The sequence below is a fragment of the Streptomyces sp. P9-2B-2 genome, from assembly GCF_030406865.1.
Taxonomy (GTDB): Bacteria; Actinomycetota; Actinomycetes; order Streptomycetales; family Streptomycetaceae; genus Streptomyces; species Streptomyces platensis.
The window spans coordinates 1229485-1250652 of the sequence record NZ_CP129126.1 but is presented as its reverse complement, the minus strand read 5'-3'; the positions used below and the strand labels follow the sequence as shown (position 1 = coordinate 1250652).

Here is a 21168-nt window from a genome sequence, read left to right as displayed (position 1 = left end):
GCCTGAGGGGGCCGGTGCAGGTGACGAACAACGAGAAGCTTGTCGAGTATCTGAAGCAGGCGGCGATCGACCTGCGAGAGAGCCGCCGTCGCGTCTGGGAGCTCGAATCCGAGCCGATCGCGATCGTCGGAATGGCCTGCCGGTACCCGGGCGGCGTGGCGTCACCGGAGGACCTCTGGGACCTGGTGTCCCAGGGCGAGAACGGCATCACCGAATTCCCCGCCGACCGCGGCTGGGACCTCGACTCGCTGTACCACCCGGACCCCGCACACCGCGGCACTTCCTATGTCCGACAGGGCGGATTCCTGCACGAGGCAGCGGAGTTCGACCCGGCATTCTTCGGGATCTCCCCGCGCGAAGCGCTGGCCATGGACCCACAGCAGCGGCTGATGCTGGAGGTCTCCTGGGAAGCCGTCGAACGCGCCGGAATCGACCCCCTCTCGCTGAAGGGGAGCAAAACCGGTGTCTTCGCCGGCGTCATGTACCACGACTACGGCACCGGAGTCTCCGGCATATCCGAGGAAGTGGCCGCCTTTCTCGGCAGCGGTTCCGACGGCAGCATTTTCTCCGGCCGGGTCGCCTACCTGCTCGGCCTCGAAGGCCCCGCCGTATCCGTGGACACCGCCTGTTCCTCCTCGCTGGTCTCCCTGCACCTCGCGATTCAGGCGCTGCGCTCCGGCGAATGCTCGATGGCGCTGGCCGGCGGCGTCACCGTGATGTCCACCCCGGTCACCTTCGTCGACTTCAGCCGCCAGCAGAACCTGGCACGCAGCGGTGAGGTCAGGGCGTTCGGTACGGGAGCCGATGGCACCGTGCTCTCCGAAGGCGCCGGAATCCTGCTGGTCGAGCGGCTGTCGGACGCCGAGCGCCACGGTCACCCGATCCTCGCGGTGGTACGGGGCTCGGCGGTGAACCAGGACGGTGCGTCCAACGGCCTGACCGCGCCGAACGGCCCCTCCCAGCAGCGCGTCATCGACCAGGCACTCGCCAACGCGGGCGTGACCGCCGGCCAGGTGGACGCGGTCGAGGCGCACGGCACCGGCACGACGCTGGGCGACCCGATCGAGGCCCAGGCACTGCTGGCCACGTATGGCCAGGACCGCCCCGAGGACCGGCCGCTGTGGCTGGGGACGGTCAAGTCGAACATCGGACACAGCCAGGCCGCGGCCGGCGCGGCCGGTGTCATCAAGATGGTCATGGCCCTGCGGCACGGCGTGCTGCCCAAGAGCCTGCACATCGATGCGCCCACTCCGCATGTCGACTGGTCCGCGGGCGCGGTCGAGCTGCTCGCCGAAGCGCAGGAGTGGCCGGACACCGGCCGTCCCCGCCGTGCCGGTGTGTCGTCGTTCGGTATCAGTGGGACGAATGCGCATGTGGTGCTGGAGCAGGCTCCTGAGGAAGAGGGGCGGGTGGCGTCGGTTGCTCCGGTGGTGGTGGGTCCGGTGCCGTGGGTGTTGTCTGCTCGTTCTGCGGAGGCGTTGGCGGGGCAGGCGGAGCGTCTTGGGTCGTTTGTGGCGCGGCAGCCGGAGGTGGGGGTTGCTGACGTCGGGTTTTCGCTTGCGGTGAGTCGTGCGGGGTTGGAATACCGTGCGGTGGTCACGGGGGCGGACCGGGAGTCGTTGCTCGCGGCTTTGGAGAGCCTGCCTTCGGTGAGTGGGCCTGTGGCTGGGGACGGGCGCCTTGGTGTGCTGTTCACCGGTCAGGGGGCGCAGCGGCTGGGGATGGGGCGGGAGCTTTACGAGACGTATCCGGTGTTTGCGCGGGCCTGGGATGAGGTGTGTGCGGAGCTGGATGGTCTGCTGCCCGTGCCTTTGCGCGAGGTGGTCTGGGGTGGGGGTGACCTGCTCGATCAGACGCAGTTTGCGCAGGCGGCGCTGTTTGCGCTGGAGGTGGCGCTGTATCGGCTGGTGGAGTCGCGTGGTGTGGCTCCGGCTGTGTTGCTGGGTCACTCCATCGGTGAGGTGACAGCTGCGTACCTGGCGGGTGTGTGGTCGCTGGCTGATGCGGCGAAGCTGGTGGCGGCGCGTGGGCGCCTGATGCAGGCCCTGCCCGCCGGGGGCGTCATGGTCTCCGTACGGGCTTCCGAGGGGGAGGTCGCGCCGCTGCTGGAGGGCCGCGAGCAGGTCGGTATCGCCGCCGTGAACGGCCCCGAGTCGGTCGTGATCTCCGGCGCCGAGGCCGAGGTGGAGCAGGTCGCTGCCGCTCTCGAGGCGGAGGGGCGGAAGGTCAAGCGGCTGCGCGTAAGCCATGCCTTCCACTCGCCGCTGATGGAGCCGATGCTGGCGGAGTTCCGCTCGGTTCTGGGTCAACTCACGTACGACGATGCCCAGTTGCCGGTCGTCTCGAATGTGACCGGCTGTCTCGCCGACCCCGCCGAGCTTCGTGACCCGGAGTACTGGGTGCGGCATGTCCGGGAGGCCGTCCGCTTCCACGACGGTATGCGCGCCGCCCACGCCGAGGGTGTCACCACCTTCCTCGAACTCGGCCCCGATGGCGTCCTGTCAGCCATGGGGCAGGACTGCCTCCGTGAGGTCGAGGGCACTCCCGCGGCCTTCCTGCCCGGGCTGCGCAAGGACCGGCCCGAAGCGGAAGCCGTCCTCCAGGCCCTTGGCGCTGCGTACGCGCGGGGTGTCGTGGTGGACTGGGCGACGTTCTTCCCTGACGCCCGCCAAGTGGCACTGCCCACCTACGCGTTCCAGCGGCAGCGGTACTGGCTGGACCGCACCGGCGTGGGTACCGGCGATGTGGCGTCGGCCGGTCTGGGCGCCGCGGATCACCCGCTGCTCAGTGCTGCCGTCGCCCTCCCGGATTCGGACGGGTTCCTCTTCACCGGGCGGCTGTCCCTGGCCACCCACCCTTGGCTCGCGGACCACTCCGTACTCGGCACCGCCGTGCTGCCCGGCTCGGCCCTGGTCGAACTCGCCATCCGGGCCGGTGACCAGGTCGGCTGCGACCTGCTGGAAGAACTCACCGTGCGGGCGCCGCTGATCCTGCCCGAACGTGGCGGAGTGCAGCTCCGGGTCGCACTGGGCCAGTCCGCGGTGGACGGTCGCCGTGAGATTGCGGTGTTCGCCCGTGACGAGGACGCGGTGGACGAGGCCTGGACCCGGCATGCCGACGGAGTGCTGGCCGCGGGGACACCCGTCGGGAGCGTCGACGCTCCGGTATGGCCGCCGACTGACGCGCAAGCCGTCTCCGTGGAAGGGCTGTACGGGGAGCTGGCCGCGGCCGGATTCGAACATGGGCCGGTGTTCGGCGGTGTGCGAGCGATGTGGCGTCGTGGCGATGAGGTCTTCGCCGAGGTTGCGCTGCAGGAAGAAATCGCTGATCGGGCGGGCGAGTTCGGCTTGCATCCGGCATTGCTGGACGCGGCCCTACAGCCGGTGATCGACGGCCTGCGGCTGCCCGTCTCCTGGTCCGGGGTGCGGCTGCATGCGGTGGGTGCGGTGTCGTTGCGGGTGCAGCTGACCAAGGCCGGAGATGGCTATGCGCTGACCGCGACGGACGAGGCCGGCGGCCTGGTGGCGTCGGCGGGTGTGGTGGCGTGGGGCGCGGTCGAAGCCGAGCAGTTCGCCAACGCCGGGGTGCGGCACCGGGATGCGCTGTTCGGGGTGGAGTGGACGGCTGTGCCGCTTCGCTCTGAGTCGGTGGCGGGTTCGTGGGCGGTCCTTGGTGAGGATGCCGGGCTGGTTGCGGCGTTGGGTGCGTCGGGTGCGGAGGTGCTGAGTGAGTTGGTGGAGGTGCCGGAGTGTGTCGTGCTGGCGGTGCCTCGTACGGATGGTGCGGTGGCGGTGCCGACGGCGGTGCGCGCCACGGTGGGTCGGGTGCTGGAGGGTGTGCAGTCGTGGCTGGCTGATGACCGTTGTACGCGTTCGAAGCTGGTGGTCGCGACCCGTGGTGCCGTGTCGGTGGCGGGGGAGCCGCTGGATGCGGTGGGTGCCGCGGTGTGGGGTCTGCTGCGTTCCGCGCAGAGTGAGAACCCGGATCAGTTTGTGCTGCTGGACCTTGACGAGCGTGAGTCGTCGGTGGAGGTCATTGCTGCGGCGGTTGCTTCGGGTGAGCCGCAGGTGGCGATCCGTGATGGCGTGGTTTCCGTGCCGCGCCTGGTTCGGACTGCGCCGTCGGACAGTGCTCCGGTGTGGGGCTCCGAGGGCACGGTGCTGATCACGGGTGGCACAGGCACCTTGGGCGCACTGTTCGCCCGACACCTGGTGTCTGAACACGGTGTCCGCAGCTTGGTGTTGACGAGTCGCCGTGGTCTGGAGGCGGGCGGCGCCCGGGAGTTGCAGTCCGAGCTGACGGAGCTGGGCGCTCGCGTTGGGGTCGTGGCATGTGACGCGGCTGACCGGGACGGGCTGGCCGCCGTACTGGCGGGCATCCCGGCCGACGCCCCGCTGACGGGCGTAGTGCATACGGCAGGCGTCCTGGACGACGGCATCATCGGCTCACTGACTCCCGAACGCCTCGACACCGTGCTGAGGCCGAAGGTGGATGCCGCCTGGAATCTCCACGAGCTGACCCAGGGCCTGGACCTGTCGGCATTCGTGCTGTTCTCCTCCGCCGCCGGTGTGCTCGGCAGTGCCGGACAGGGCAATTACGCCGCGGCCAACTCCTTCCTCGACGCGCTCGCTGAGCACCGTCGCCTCAGTGGCCTGCCGGGTACCTCGCTGGCCTGGGGCCTGTGGGCCGACGCCAGCGGAATGACGGGGCAGCTGAGCGATGTCGACCTGCGGCGTATGGCGGCTGACGGTGTGCTGCCCGTCTCCGCCGCCGAGGGCGTGGACCTGTTCGACGCGGCGATCGCCGTGGAATCGGCGCTGTCCGTGCCGATCCATCTCGACGTGCGGGCCCTTGCCGCCGCGTCCTCGGTACCGGCGATCCTGCACGGCCTCATACCGGTCCGGCGGCGCTCTGCCGCGGTCGGCGGCGGTGCCGGCAGCACATTGCGGGACCGGCTCGTCGGGCTGACGAAGGCCGAGCAGGACCGTGCTCTGCTGGACCTTGTCACCGCCCAGGTCGCCCTGGTGCTGGGCTACTCCGACAGCAGTGGGCTCGACGCGTCCCGGGCGTTCAAGGACCTCGGGTTCGACTCGCTCACTGCCGTGGAACTGCGTAACCGGATGGACAACGCCACCGGTCTGCGGCTGCCGGCCACGCTGATTTTCGACTACCCCACTCCGTCCGCGATGGTGCGCCATCTGCGGGAGGAACTGCTCGGCGGCCAGACCGCCACCCCCGCAGTACGTGCCAAGGCAGCCGTGGACGACGAGCCCATTGCCATCGTCGGCATGGCCTGCCGGTTCCCCGGCGGGATCGACAGCCCTGACGCGCTGTGGGAGCTGCTGGCGCGTGGCGGCGATGCGATCGGTGACTTCCCGGCCGACCGTGGCTGGGACGTGGAGCGGTTGTATCACCCGGATCCGGAGCACAAGGGCACCTCGTATGTGCGCGAGGGCGGCTTCCTCGGCAACGCCGGTGAATTCGATGCCGGCTTCTTCGGCGTCTCGCCGCGCGAGGCGACCGCGATGGATCCGCAGCAGCGAATCCTGCTGGAAACCTCCTGGGAGACCCTGGAGAACGCGGGCATCGACCCGACCACCCTGCGGGGCAGCGATGCGGGTGTCTTCGTCGGCACCAACGGCCAGGACTACGGCTCGCTCCTCGCCCAGGGCGCGGACAACGCGGACGGCTACCTGATCACCGGAACCTCAGCCAGTGTCGTGTCGGGCCGGGTCTCCTACTCGCTCGGCTTCGAAGGCCCCGCGGTCACCGTGGACACGGCGTGCTCCGCCTCGCTGGTGGCGCTGCACTGGGCGATGCAGGCACTGCGGTCCGGCGAATGCTCGCTGGCCCTGGCCGGCGGCGTCTCGGTGATGTCCACTCCCGATACCTTCGTCGACTTCTCCCGGCAGCGCGGTCTCGCGGCGGACGGCCGCTGCAAGCCGTTCGCCGCCGCCGCGGACGGCACGGGCTGGGGTGAGGGCGTCGGCATGCTGCTCGTGGAGCGGCTCTCCGATGCCCGGCGGAACGGCCATACGGTCCTGGCGGTGGTGCGGGGCTCGGCGGTGAACCAGGATGGCGCGTCCAACGGTCTGACCGCCCCCAACGGCCCCTCGCAGCAGCGGGTGATCCGGCAGGCGCTGGCCGGTGCGGGCCTGGAGCCGTCCGAGGTGGACGCGGTGGAGGCGCACGGCACGGGCACGCGGCTGGGCGACCCGATCGAGGCGCAGGCGCTGCTGGCCACGTACGGCCAGAACCGGCCCGCCGACCAGCCCTTGTGGCTCGGCGCGATCAAGTCCAACCTCGGGCACACCCAGGCCGCGGCCGGTGTCGCCGGCGTCATGAAGATGGTCCTCGCCATGCGGCAGGGCCTCCTGCCCAAGACCCTGCACCTGGACGAGCCCACTCCGCATGTCGACTGGTCCGCGGGCGCGGTCGAGCTGCTCGCCGAAGCGCAGGAGTGGCCGGACACCGGCCGTCCCCGCCGTGCCGGTGTGTCGTCGTTCGGTATCAGTGGGACGAATGCGCATGTGGTGCTGGAGCAGGCTCCTGAGGAAGAGGGGCGGGTGGCGTCGGTTGCTCCGGTGGTGGTGGGTCCGGTGCCGTGGGTGTTGTCTGCTCGTTCTGCGGAGGCGTTGGCGGGGCAGGCGGAGCGTCTTGGGTCGTTTGTGGCGCGGCAGCCGGAGGTGGGGGTTGCTGACGTCGGGTTTTCGCTTGCGGTGAGTCGTGCGGGGTTGGAATACCGTGCGGTGGTCACGGGGGCGGATCGAGAGTCGTTGCTCGCGGCTTTGGAGAGCCTGCCTTCGGTGAGTGGGCCTGTGGCTGGGGACGGGCGCCTTGGTGTGCTGTTCACCGGTCAGGGGGCGCAGCGGCTGGGGATGGGGCGGGAGCTTTACGAGACGTATCCGGTGTTTGCGCGGGCCTGGGATGAGGTGTGTGCGGAGCTGGATGGTCTGCTGCCTCGGCCGCTGACGGATGTGGTCCGGGGCGGGGGAGAGCTCCTCGATCAGACGCAGTACGCGCAGGCGGCGCTGTTCGCTCTGGAGGTCGCGCTCTACCGTCTCGTCGCGTCCCATGGTGTGGCTCCGGCTGTGTTGCTGGGTCATTCCATTGGTGAGGTGACGGCCGCCTATCTGGCGGGTGTCTGGTCGCTGTCGGACGCGGCGAAGCTGGTCGCGGCACGTGGGCGCCTGATGCAGGCCCTGCCCACCGGCGGCGTCATGGTCTCGGTACGGGCCTCGGAGGACGAGGTCGCGCCCCTGCTGGAGGGTCGCGCGCAGGTCGGTATCGCCGCCGTCAACGGCCCCGAGTCCGTGGTGATCTCCGGTGCCGAGACCGAGGTGGAGCAGGTCGTCGCCTCTCTGGAGGCCGAGGGCCGCAAGGTCAAGCGGCTGCGCGTAAGCCATGCCTTCCACTCGCCGCTGATGGACCCGATGCTGGCCGAGTTCCGTACGGTCCTGGACCAACTCACGTACGACGAAGCCCAGTTGCCGCTGATCTCGAACGTGACCGGCTCGCTCGCCGACCCCGCCGAACTCCGCACCCCGGAGTACTGGGTGCGGCACGTCCGCGAAGCCGTCCGCTTCCACGACGGCATCCAGGCCGCCCACGCCGAAGGTGTCACCACCTTCCTCGAACTCGGCCCGGACGGCGTCCTGTCCGCCATGGGACAGGACTGCCTCCCGGAGACCGCCACCCTTCAGCCGAGCCTGCGCAAGAACCGGTCCGAGCCGGAAGCGGTGCTCCAGGCTCTGGGCGCCCTGTACGCGCGGGGTGTCGTGGTGGACTGGGCGACGTTCTTCCCCGGCGCCCGCCAAGTGGCGCTGCCCACCTACGCGTTCCAGCGGCAGCGGTACTGGCTGGACCGCACAGGCGCGGGCGCCGGCGATGTGACCTCGGCCGGTCTGGCCGCCGCGGATCACCCGCTGCTCAGCGCCGCCGTGCCGCTGCCCGGGTCCGACGGGTTCCTCTTCACCGGGCGGCTGTCCCTGGCCACCCACCCCTGGCTGGCCGACCACGCCGTCATGGACACGGTCCTGGTGCCCGGCACCGCACTGGTCGAACTCGCCATCCGGGCCGGTGACCAGGTCGGCTGCGACCTGCTGGAGGAACTGACCCTTCAGGCGCCCATGATCATTCCGTCGACCGGTGGCATACAGGTCCAGATCACCGTGGATGGTCCGGACGCCCACGGCCGACGCGAGCTGTCCATGTTCTCCCGTGGCGAGGACGGCGCCGAGCCGTGGACCCGGCATGCGCTGGGCGTGCTGACCACCGCGGGTGCCCTCCCGGTCCCGGACCTGGGCGAAGCGGCCTGGCCGCCGAACGGGGCCGAGGCCGTCTCCGTGGACGGCTTCTACGCGGAACTCGTCGACGCCGGATTCGGCTACGGACCGGTGTTCCAGGGGGTACGGGCGGCCTGGCGACGCGGCGCGGAGCTGTTCGTCGAGGTCGCGCTGCCCGAGGGCGCGGCCGAGGAGGCAGCCAAGTTCGGGCTGCACCCGGCCCTGCTCGATGCCGTACTCCAAACCTTCGGTCTCAGCGACGACCTTGGCACGGACGGCCCCGGTCTGCCCTTCGCCTGGGCCGGAGTGCGCCTGCACGCCGTCGGCGCGGCTTCGTTGCGGGCCCGGCTGACGCCGACGGGCGACGGCGGGATGCGGATTCTGGCGGTCGATGACGCGGGCGCCCCGGTGGCCGCCATCGACGCCCTGACCACTCGTCCGGTGCCTGCCGCCGGGCAACTGGCGAGTGCTGGTGGCGGACAGCGGGAGGCGCTGTTCGCGGTGGAATGGGCGCCGGTCGCGCTGCCCGCCGGGGACGTGGACGGCTCGTGGGCGGTGGCCGACGAGGACGTGGTGTTGGCGGCCGGTCTGGGCGTGGGAGTCCTGGATCCGTCGGCGGAGTCGGTGCCGGGGCATGTGGCGTGGTCCCCGGACGTGGAGACGGGCGCGAGCGCGGATGTTCCGGGCTCGGTGCGCGGGGCTACGGCCGAGGTGCTGCAGCGGGTACAGGCCTGGCTGGCGGATGAGCGGTGCGACGGTTCGACGCTGGTGATCGTGACCCGGGGCGCCGTCTCGGTGGCGAGCGAGCCGGTCGAGGTGGCGGCGGCCGCGGTGTGGGGGCTGGTGCGGTCCGCGCAGTCGGAGAATCCGGGCCGGCTCGTGCTGGTTGACGTGGATGGCGAGGCGGGTTCGCTCCAGGCGGTCCGTGCGGCCGTGGCGTCCGGTGAACCGCAGCTGGCGATCCGGAACGGTGTGGTGTCCGTGCCGCGGCTGGCGCGGACTACGCCGTCCGACAGCGCTCCGGTGTGGGGCTCCGAGGGCACGGTGCTGATCACGGGTGGCACGGGCACGTTGGGCGCACTGTTCGCCAGGCACCTCGTGTCTGAACACGACGTTCGCAGCTTGGTGTTGACGAGTCGCCGTGGCCTGGAGGCCGGCCGCGCCCGGGAGTTGCAGTCGGAGCTGACGGAGCTGGGCGCTCGGGTCGAGGTCGTGGCGTGTGACGCGGCTGACCGGGAGGCACTCGGAGAGCTGCTGGCGGGCATCCCGGGGGAGGCCCCGCTGACGGGTGTGGTGCACACGGCAGGTGTTCTGGACGACGGCATCATCGGCTCGCTGACCCCGGAGCGCCTCAACACCGTGCTGCGGCCGAAGGTGGATGCCGCCTGGAACCTGCACCAGCTGACCGAGGACCTGGACCTCTCTGCGTTTGTGGTGTTCTCCTCGGCTGCCGGTGTGCTCGGCAGCGCCGGGCAGGGCAACTACGCCGCGGCCAACTCCTTCCTCGACGCGCTCGCTGAGCACCGCCGTCTCAGTGGCCTGCCGGGTACTTCCCTGGCCTGGGGGCCGTGGGCGGCGGACACCAGTGGAATGACCGGCCAGGTCGAGGACACCCATCTGCGGAGGATGGCCGCGGACGGGTTCCTGGCGATCTCCGCGGCCGACGGCACCGCGATGTTCGACGCGGCCGTCGGCGCCGACGAGGCCGTGATCGCCCCGATCCGGCTGGACGCGCGGGCCCTCGCGGCCTCCGGGGCGGTGCCGGCGATCCTGCGGGGAGTGGTGCGGGCTCCCGTACGCCGCAACGCCGCCGAGGCCACCTCGGCCGGATCGCTGGGCGACCGTCTGCTCGGTCTCCCCGTCGAGGAGCGCGATGAGCTGCTGCTCGACCTGGTGACCACCCAGGTGGCGGCCGTACTGGGCTACGAGAGCGCGGGTGCGGTCCGGATCGACCAGGTATTCAAGGACCTCGGATTCGACTCGCTGACGGCGGTCGAACTGCGCAACCGGCTCAACTCGGCGACCGGACTGCGGCTGCCCGCGACCTTGGTGTTCGACTACCCGACCCCGGCCGCGCTGTTGGACCATCTGCGCGACGAGTTGCTCGGGGACCGGGATCAGCAGGCCGTCACCAGCGTCGCCACCCATACGACGCTGGACGAACCCATCGCCATCATCGGTATGGCCTGCCACCTGCCGGGCAACGTCCACAGCCCCGAGGACCTCTGGCGCATGCTGGAAACCGGGCGGGACGGCATCTCCGCCTTCCCCGGCGACCGCGGCTGGAACCTCGACGCCCTGTACCACCCGGACCCCGACCACCAGGGCACCTCGTACACGCGCGAGGGAGGTTTCCTGGACGGCGCCGCGGACTTCGACCCCACGTTCTTCGGAATCAGCCCGAACGAGGCGCTGGCCATGGACCCGCAGCAGCGGCTCCTGCTGGAGACCACCTGGGAGGCCCTGGAGAGCGCGGGAATCGACCCCACCACCCTGCGGGGTACCCCGACCGGCGTCTACGCCGGGCTGATGTACCACGACTACGTCCACCAGTTGCAGTCCGTGGGCGAGGGCGTCGAGGGCTTCATGGGCACCGGCAACTCCGGCAGTGTCACTTCCGGCCGACTGGCCTACTCCTTCGGGTTCGAAGGGCCCGCGGTCACCGTGGACACCGCGTGCTCCTCGTCGCTGGTGGCCCTGCACTTCGCGGTGCAGGCCCTGCGGTCCGGTGAATGCTCGCTGGCCCTGGCCGGCGGCGTGACCGTGATGGCCACCCCCGATACGTTCATCGACTTCTCCCGGCAGCGCGGCCTGTCCGCGGACGGCCGCTGCAAGCCGTTCGCCGCGGCCGCGGACGGTACGGGCTGGGGCGAGGGTGTCGGCATGCTGCTCGTGGAGCGGCTCTCGGACGCCCGCCGCAACGGTCACCGGGTCCTTGCGGTGGTGCGGGGTTCGGCGGTGAACCAGGACGGTGCGTCCAACGGTCTGACCGCCCCCAACGGCCCCTCACAGCAACGGGTGATCCGGCAGGCATTGGCCGGCGCACGACTGTCCCCGTCCGAGGTGGACGCGGTGGAGGCGCACGGCACCGGTACGCGGCTGGGTGACCCGATCGAGGCGCAGGCGCTGCTGGCCACGTACGGCCAGGACCGCCCGGAGGACCGGCCGCTGTGGCTGGGGTCCATCAAGTCGAACATCGGTCACACCCAGGCCGCGGCCGGTGTCGCCGGCGTGATGAAGATGATCCTTGCCATGCGGCAGGGCGTCCTGCCCAAGTCGCTGCACGTGGACGCGCCCTCCCCGCATGTGGAGTGGGCCGCGGGTGCGGTCGAACTGCTCGCCGAGGCCCGCGAATGGCCGGACACCGGCCGTCCGCGCCGCGCGGGTGTGTCCTCGTTCGGCATCAGCGGGACGAATGCGCATGTGGTCCTGGAGCAGGCACCTGACGAGGCGCCGGAGGAGCCGGTTGAGGAGACCACCCGGCCCGGGGCTGTGCCGTGGGTGCTGTCGGCGCGTTCGGAGCAGGCGTTGGTGGCGCAGGCGGCCCGGTTGGCGTCCTTTGTGGAGGAGCGGCCGGAGGTGGGCCTGGCTGATGTCGGGTTGTCGCTGCTGAGCACGCGGGCGGTGTTGGAGCACCGGGCCGTGGTGGTGGGCGCGGAGAGGGATCAGCTGCTGGGTGGCTTGCGGGGGCTTGCTGGTGGGTTTGCTGGTGGCCTGGATGGTGCCGGTGTGGTGCAGGGCAGTGTGGCGGCTACGGCGGCTTCTGGTGCGGTGCTGGTTTTCCCTGGTCAGGGGTCGCAGTGGCTGGGTATGGCGGATGAACTGCTGGCTTCCTCCCCGGTGTTTGCGGGGCGGATGGCTGAGTGTGGTGCGGCGCTGTCGGAGTTTGTGTCCTGGGATCTGATGGCGGTGCTGTCGGATGAGGACGCGTTGGCGCGGGTTGATGTGGTGCAGCCGGTGCTGTGGGCGGTGATGGTGTCGTTGGCTGCGGTCTGGGAGGACTGCGGCGTGGTGCCGTCGGCTGTCGTGGGGCACTCTCAGGGTGAGATCGCTGCGGCTTGTGTGGCGGGGATCTTGTCGCTGCGTGATGGTGCCCGGGTGGTGGCGCTGCGCAGTCAGGCCATCGGTCGGGTGCTGGCCGGTCGCGGTGGCATGGTCTCGGTTGCCGCCTCCCGCGAGGCCGTTCAGGAGCGCATCGCCAAGTGGGGCGAGCGGGTGTCCGTTGCCGCCATCAACGGGCCGTCCGCCACGGTGGTTTCCGGTGAGCCGGACGCGTTGCAGGAGTTGCTGGCGGAGTGTGCTGAGCAGGAGGTGCGGGCCCGGAAGATTCCGGTGGATTACGCCTCCCACGGCGCGCAGGTCGAGGAGCTGCGCGAGGAGCTGGCCACGGTTCTGGCCGAGGTGTCGCCTGCTGAAGGCCGTATCCCGTTCTATTCGGCGGTGCATGCCTCGGTGGTCTCCGGCGAGGAGCTGGATGCTGCCTACTGGTTCGAGAACCTGCGCAACACGGTGCGGTTCGAGGAAGCCGTCCAGGCCCTGTTGGCCGACGGGCACGGCGTCTTCGTGGAGTGCAGCGCGCACCCCGTACTGACACCGGGGATCGAGGACACCGCGCAGAGGGCGGACAGCCCCGTCGTGGTGACCGGCACCCTGCGTCGTGAAGAGGGTGGCTGGTCCCGGTTCGGGCAGTCGCTCGGCCAGCTCTGGGCGCATGGCGTCCCGGTGGACTGGAACACCCTGCTTCCGGCCGGTCGGCGGATCGACCTGCCCACGTACGCCTTCCAGCACAAGCGCTACTGGCCCGCCACTGTGGTCGCGGCCGGTGATGCCACCGGCCTCGGCCAGGCGGACTCGCAGCACCCCCTGCTGGGCGCGGCCGTGGCCCTGCCCGAGTCCGACGGCTACCTGTTCACCGCGCGGCTGTCCCTGGCCACGCACCCCTGGCTGGCCGACCACTCGGTGCTCGGTGCCGTGGTGCTGCCGAGTTCCGCCCTCGTGGAGCTGGCCATCCGGGTCGGTGACCAGGTCGGCTGCGATCTGCTGCAAGAACTCACCGTGCTGGTTCCGCCTCTCCTGCCGGAAGGCGCCGGGCTCCAGCTCCGTGTCACCGTCGGCGAGTCCGACGCGCACGGCCGCCGGGAGCTGGCCGTGTTCTCCCGCAATGAGGACGCCGAAGCCGATCTGCCCTGGACCCGGCACGCCACCGGCGTACTGGCCGCGGGTGCTGCACCCGTCGGGTTCGGCGAAGCGGTCTGGCCCCCGGCCGGCGCCGACACCTTGACGGTGGACGGGCTCTACGACGAACTCGCCGCCGCCGGGATCACCCATGGCCCGGTCTTCGAGAACGTCCGAGCGGCCTGGCGCCGCGGTGCGGACCTGTTCGCCGAGGTCGCTCTGACCGAGGAGAACGAGGGCGAGGCGGGCCGGTTTGGTCTGCACCCCGCTCTGCTCGACGCCGCGCTCCACCCGGTGACGCGCCAGGAAGCCGCGGACGGGACGCGACTCGCCACGCAGTGGACCGGTGTGACGCTGTTCGCCGAAGGCGCGACCGCGCTACGGGTCAAGCTCTCCAGCGTGGGGGACGGCTACGCCCTCGTAGCCGCCGATCACGACGGCGAAGTGGTCGCCGCGGCCGAATCCGTTGCCTGGACGGCGATTTCCGAGGACGAAGTGACGGTCGCCGGTCCGGGGCACCGGGATGCGCTGTTCGGGGTGGAGTGGTCGGAGTTGCCGCTTCGGTCTGAGCCGGTGGCGGGTTCGTGGGCGGTACTCGGCGAGGACGTTGCCCTGGTTGCGGCGTTGGGTGCGTCGGGTGCGGACGTGCTGAGTGAGTTGGTGGAGGTGCCGGAGCATGTCGTGCTGGCGGTGCCTCGTACGGATGGTGCGGTGGAGGTGCCGGCGGCGGTTCGGGCCAAGGTCGGCCGGGTGCTGGAGAGCGTCCAGTCCTGGCTGGCTGATGAGCGGTGCACGCGTTCGAAGCTGGTGGTGGCGACTCGCGGTGCCGTTTCCGTGATGGGTGAGCCGCTGGATGCGGTGGGTGCCGCGGTGTGGGGTCTGCTGCGTTCCGCGCAGACCGAGAACCCGGATCAGTTCATGCTCATCGACCTTGACGAACAGCAGCCCTCGGTGGAGGTCATCGCTGCGGCGGTTGCTTCGGGGGAGCCGCAGGTGGCGGTTCGCGACGGCGTGGTTTCCGTGCCGCGGTTGATGCGGACTGCGCCGTCGGACGGTGCGTCGGTGTGGGGCTCCGAGGGAACGGTGCTGATCACCGGTGGCACGGGCACATTGGGTGCGCTGTTCGCCAGGCATCTCGTGTCTGAACACGGCGTTCGCAGCTTGGTGTTGACGAGTCGTCGTGGTCTGGAGGCGGGCGGTGCCCGGGAGTTGCAGTCGGAGCTGACTGAGCTGGGTGCCCGGGTCGAGGTCGTCGCCTGTGACGCGGCTGACCGGGACGCGCTGGCCGCCGTACTGGCGGGCATCCCGGCCGACGCCCCCCTGACGGGTGTGGTGCACACCGCCGGAGTCCTGGACGACGGCATCATCGGCTCGCTGACCTCGGAACGCCTCGACACCGTGCTCAGGCCGAAGGTGGATGCCGCCTGGAATCTGCATGAGCTGACCCAGGGCCTGGACCTCTCGGCGTTCGTGCTGTTCTCCTCCGCTGCGGGTGTGCTCGGCAGTGCCGGGCAGGGCAGTTACGCGGCAGCGAATACGTTCCTGGATGCGCTCGCTGAGCACCGCCGTCTCAGTGGCCTGCCGGGTACCTCCCTGGCCTGGGGCCTGTGGGCCGATGCCAGTGGGATGACCGGTCAGCTCAGCGAAACCGACCTGCGGCGGATGGCCCGGGGCGGGATGATCCCGCTCGGCCAGGCTGAAGGCGCCGCGCTGTTCGATGCGGCGATGGCCACGGACCAGGCGGTTGCGCTGTCCGCCCATCTCGATCTGAACGCCATCGCCGCCACCGGAGAGGTGCCGTCGCTGCTGCGCAGCCTGGTGCGGGTCCGGCGCCGTGCCGTGACCACCGGCAGTGCGACGGCCGACACCCTCGCAGAGCGACTGCGTCCGATGACCGAGGCGGAGCGCGAACGGACCTTGGTGGAACTGGTCCGCCGGCAGGCCTCCGCCGTACTCGGTTACGACGGCAGCGACGCCGTGGGGACCACACGAGCTTTCAAGGAGCTCGGCTTCGATTCGCTCACCGCGGTCGAACTGCGGAACCGGCTGAACGCGGCCACCGGGCTGACCCTGCCGGCCACGCTGATCTTCGACTACCCGAACCCGGAGGCCCTCGCCCGCTACGTACGCGAGGAACTGCTGGGCACGGTGGCCGCACCGGTCGCCACGGTCCCGGTGGCCCGGCCCGTCGACGACGACCCCATCGTCATCGTCGGCATGGCCTGCCGCTACCCCGGCGGGGTGGCTTCGCCGGACGACCTCTGGCAGCTCGTGACCAGCGGTGGGGACGCCATCTCCGGCTTCCCCGTCAACCGTGGCTGGGACCTGGACAACCTGTTCGGCAGCGACTCCGGCGAAACCGGGAAGAGCATCACCCAGCAGGGCGGATTCCTTTACGACGCGGGCGAGTTCGACGCCGGGTTCTTCGGGATCAGCCCCCGGGAGGCCCTGGCGGCCGATCCGCAGCAGCGGATTCTGCTGGAGGCCGCCTGGGAGACCTTCGAGAACGCGGGCATCGACCCGCTGGCCTTGAACGGCAGCCAGACCGGGGTGTTCACCGGGATCAACTACCACGACTACGCGCCCGCCGACGGAAACGTCCCCGAGGACATCGAGGGCTACCTCACCACCGGTGGCGCGGGCAGTGTGCTCTCCGGCCGAATCTCCTACTCGCTCGGCCTCGAAGGGCCCGCGGTGACCGTGGACACGGCGTGCTCCTCGTCGCTGGTGGCACTGCACCTGGCCATCCAGGCGCTGCGCTCCGGGGAGTGCTCGATGGCTCTGGCCGGCGGTGTCTGCGTCATGGCCACTCCCGGCAACTTCGTGGAGTTCTCCCGGCAGCGTGGTCTCGCGGCGGACGGCCGCTGCAAGCCGTTCGCCGGCGCCGCGGACGGCACCGGCTGGGCCGAAGGCGCCGGCATGGTGCTGGTCGAGCGGCTGTCGGATGCCCGGCGGAACGGTCATCCGGTGCTTGCGGTGGTGCGGGGTTCGGCGGTGAACCAGGACGGTGCGTCCAACGGCCTGACCGCCCCGAATGGTCCCTCGCAGCAGCGGGTGATCCGCCAGGCGCTTGCCAACGCCGGACTGGAAGCGTCCGATGTGGACGCGGTGGAGGCGCACGGCACAGGCACGACGCTGGGCGACCCGATCGAGGCCCAGGCGCTGCTTGCCACGTACGGGCAGAACCGGCCCGCCGACCAGCCGCTGTGGCTCGGTGCGGTCAAGTCGAACATCGGGCACACCCAGGCCGCCGCCGGTGCGGCCGGCGTCATCAAGATGGTCTTCGCGCTCCAGCAGGGGCTGCTGCCCAAGACCCTGCACGTGGACGAGCCCACCCCGCATGTCGACTGGACCACGGGTGCGGTGGAGCTGCTCACCGAGACTCGGAAGTGGCCGGAGACCGGCCGCCCGCGCCGGACCGGTATCTCCGCCTTCGGCATCAGCGGCACCAACGCCCACGTCATCCTTGAGCAGGCGCCCGTAGACGAACTCGCCACGACGGAACCCACCACGACGGGACCCGCGCCGTCGGGACCCGCGACGTCGGAAACCGCCGTGGCCGCGCCCGCCGAGAGCGGACCTGCCGGTGTGCTGTCCTGGACGCTCTCCGCGCGGACGCAGGAAGCCCTGTACGCACAGGCGGGACGGCTGGTGTCCTTCACCGCCGAACGCCCGGAACTGGCCCCGGCCGACATCGGGTTCTCGCTGGCCACCACGCGTGCGGCGTTGGAACACCGCGCGGTCGTCACCGGGGCGGACCGGGATGCCCTGCTGGCCGCGGCCGGACGACTGGCCGCGGGCGAGCACCCCACAGCGGTCGCCGGAGAGGGCCGGGTCGGTGTGCTCTTCACCGGTCAGGGCGCGCAGCGCCTGGGCATGGGCCGTGAGCTGTATGACGCCTACCCGGTGTTCGCGCGGGCCTGGGACGAGGTGTGTGCCGAGCTGGACGGTCTGCTGCCTCGGCCCTTGCGTGACGTGGTCTGGGGCGAGGAAGGCGAGCTGGATCAGACGCAGTACGCCCAGGCGGCGCTGTTCGCCCTCGAAGTCGCGCTCTACCGTCTCGTCGAGTCGCATGGTGTGGCTCCGGACGTGCTGCTGGGTCACTCCATCGGTGAAGTGACGGCCGCCTATCTGGCGGGTGTGTGGTCGCTGGCGGACGCGGCGAAGCTGGTCGCGGCCCGCGGACGGCTGATGCAGGCGCTACCGGCCGGCGGCGTCATGGCGTCGGTGCGGGCCTCGGAGGACGAGGTCGCGCCGCTGCTGGAGGGCCGCGACCAGGTCGGTAGCGCTGCCGTCAATGGCCCCAAGTCTGTTGTGATCTCCGGCGCCGAGGCCGAGGTGGAGCAGGTCGTCGCCTCTCTGGAGGCTGAGGGGCGCAAGGTCAAGCGGCTGCGGGTGAGCCATGCCTTCCACTCGCCGCTGATGGACCCGATGCTGGCGGACTTCCGCACCGTTCTGGGCCAACTCACCTACAGTGAGCCCAAGTTGTCACTGGTCTCGAATGTGACCGGCCGTCTCGCCGACCCCGCCGAACTCCGCACCCCGGAGTACTGGGTGCGGCACGTCCGTGAAGCCGTCCGTTTCCATGACGGCATCCAGGCCGCCCACGCCGAAGGGATCACCACCTTCCTCGAACTCGGCCCGGACGGCGCCCTGTCCGCCATGGGACAGGACTGCCTCCCGGAGACCGCCACCCTCCAGCCGAGCCTGCGCAAGGACCGCTCCGAACCCGTCGCGCTGATGGACGCACTGGGCGTGTTGTGGACCCGCGGCGTCGCGGTGGACTGGACCCCGCTGTTCCCGGGGGCCCGGCGGGTGGCGCTGCCCACCTACGCGTTCCAGCGGCAGAACTACTGGCTACAGGCCAACACGGGGAGCGGCGACGTGTCCTCGATCGGGCTGGGCGCCGCGGACCATCCGCTGCTCGGTGCCGCGGTCACCCTGCCGGATGCGGTGGTCCTCACCGGGCGGCTGTCCCTGGCCACCCACCCCTGGCTGGCCGACCACACCATCATGGACACCGTTCTGCTGCCGGGAACCGCTCTGGTCGAACTCGCCATCCAGGCCGGGGACCAGGTCGGTTGCGATCTCCTGGACGAACTCACCCTGCACGCCCCGCTGATCCTCCCGCCGCACGGCGGAATGCAGCTGCGCGTCACGGTGGGGGAGGAGTCGGCCGGGGACGGGCGCCGCGAACTGGCGGTGCTCTCCCGGAACGAGAACGAGCCCGACCAGGAGTGGACCCGGAACGCCACCGGCACCCTGACCGTCGCGACGGACACACCGGTGCGCTTCAGCGAAACCGTCTGGCCGCCGGCCGATGCCGAGCGCATCCCGGTGGACGGGTTCTACGAGGAGCTGGTCTCGGTCGGCTTCGCGTACGGGCCGGTGTTCCAGGGGCTGCGCGCGGCCTGGCGGCGGGGTGCGGAGGTGTTCGCCGAAGTGGCCCTGCCCGAGGAGCCGGGCGCCGATGCGGCGACGTTCGCCCTGCACCCGGCGCTGCTCGATGCCGCGCTACAGACCGTGGGACTGCTCGGGGACGCCGTATCGGGCCTGCCGTTCGCCTGGACCGGTGTACGGCTGCACGCCGTCGGTGCGACCGCACTGCGCGTCCGGCTCTCCCCGGCCGGTGACGGCGGGGTGCAGGTCCTGGTGGCCGACGAGACCGGTGCGCCGGTGGCCACCATCGATTCCCTGGTGACCCGGCCGGTGCCGGCCGAACAGCTCGGCTCCACAACGCGGCGCGGAGCGCTGTACGAACTCGCCTGGGCCGCCCTCGAAGAGGAGGCCGTCGAGCCCGTATCCGGCAGCTGGACCGTGGTCGGCCCGGACGCGGAGAAGGTCGCCGAACCCCTGCGGCGGGCGGGCGTGGACGTCGGCACCTGCCCGGAACCGGCGCAGGCGGCGGGCCAGGACGCGGCACCGGACTTCATGGTGCTGCCGGTAACGGTGCCGGTGTCCGGTGGAGGAGGGGCGGAGGCGGTGCCGGTGTCCGGTGCCGGTACGGAGGCGACGCCGGCCTCGGCCCGTGCGGCGGTGCACAGTGTCCTGGGCACGGTCCAGGCGTGGCTGGCCGACGAGTGCCTTGCGGACACCCGGCTGATCGTCCTCACCCGGGGTGCGGTCGCACCCGACGGGGCACCGGCCGACCTCGCGACCACGCCGGTCTGGGGCCTGTTGCGTTCCGCGCAGTCCGAGCACCCGGACCGGATCGTGCTGGCCGACCTCGACGACGAGGACGCCTCGATGGCGAGGCTGCCCGCGCTGATCGCCGCCGGTGAACCGCAGGCCGCGATCCGCCGGGGACTCCTCTCCGTGCCTCGCCTCACCGCGCTCGAACCGTCCGGCCAGGACAGCGCCCCGGTGTGGAACACCGATGGGACGGTGCTGATCACCGGCGGTACCGGTGTGCTGGGCGCCGAGGTCGCGCGGCACCTGGTGACCGGACACGGCGTACGGAACCTGGTGCTGACCAGCCGCAGCGGCCCGGCGGCCGAAGGTGCCGGGGAGCTGCGGGCCCAACTCGCCGCAGCCGGCGCCCGGGTGGAGATCCTCGCCTGTGACGCGGCCGACCGGGACGTCCTCGCCGCGGTGCTGGCCGGGATTCCGGCGGACGCTCCGCTGACCGGGGTGGTGCACACCGCCGGAGTCACGGACGACGGGGTGATCACCTCGCTGACCCCCGACCGGGTGGACCGGGTGCTGCGCCCCAAGGTCGACGCGGCCTGGAATCTGCACGAGCTGACCCAGGAACTGGACCTGTCCGCGTTCGTACTGTTCTCCTCGGTCGCCGGCATCCTCGGCGCGCCGGGACAGGGCAACTACGCCGCCGCCAACACCTTCCTGGACGCGCTCGCCGCGCACCGGAGGGCGGCCGGGCTCCCCGCGGTCTCGTTGCCCTGGGGCCTGTGGGCGCGGAGCAGCGGGATGACAGGCAAGCTCGGCGAGGCCGACCTGCGGCGTATCGGAAGCGGCGGGCTGGTACCGCTGTCCTCCGAGGCGGGTGTGGCGCTGCTCGACGCGGCCACCGTGGCCGGTCCGGCCGTGGTGCTCCCGATGGACCTGGACCCGCGGAAGCTGGCGGCGTCGGGGGACATCCCCGCGATGCTGCGCGGTGTGGTGCGGGCACCCGCACGGCGGGCGGCCGCAGCCGCTCCGGCCGTGGCGGAGGTCTCGCTGGGCGACCGCTTGGGGGCCGTACCGGCAGCCGAACGGTCCGGCATGGTGCTCGACCTGGTGCGCACCCATGTCGCCGCGGTCCTCGGACACGCGGAGACCGGAACGATGAAGGCGGATCAGCAGTTCACCGAGCTGGGCTTCGACTCACTGACCGCCGTGGAACTGCGCAACCGTCTGCACACCGCCACCGGTCTGCGGCTGCCGGCCACCCTGATCTTCGACTATCCGACCTCCGCCGCGCTCGCGGACCACATCCTCGGTGAGGTGGTGGCGAACGAGCCCGACCCCGTCGCGACGGTGCTGGCCACCATCGAAAAGCTGGAAGCCGGTCTCTCGATGCTGCGGACGGAGAGCGGTGACCGAAGGGACATCACCAAGCGGCTGGAGCGGGCGCTGAGCCAGTACCGCGACGGCGATACGGCGGAATACGGCGACGACACGGACAGCGATATCCGCGACGCCTCCACCGATGAACTACTGGACGTCTTTGACCGGGAGTTCGGTAACTCATGATCTTCCAGAACATTTT

At 71.0% G+C, this 21168-nt stretch carries 1 protein-coding gene; it reads left to right on the top strand.

Annotated features, from left to right (window positions below):
- Nucleotides 1–20 precede the first annotated feature (20 nt).
- Nucleotides 21–21152 (top strand): type I polyketide synthase, encoded by a 21132-nt coding sequence (locus QT196_RS05300; protein WP_290354451.1) that lies wholly within the window; start codon nucleotides 21–23, stop codon nucleotides 21150–21152.
- Nucleotides 21153–21168 lie beyond the last annotated feature (16 nt).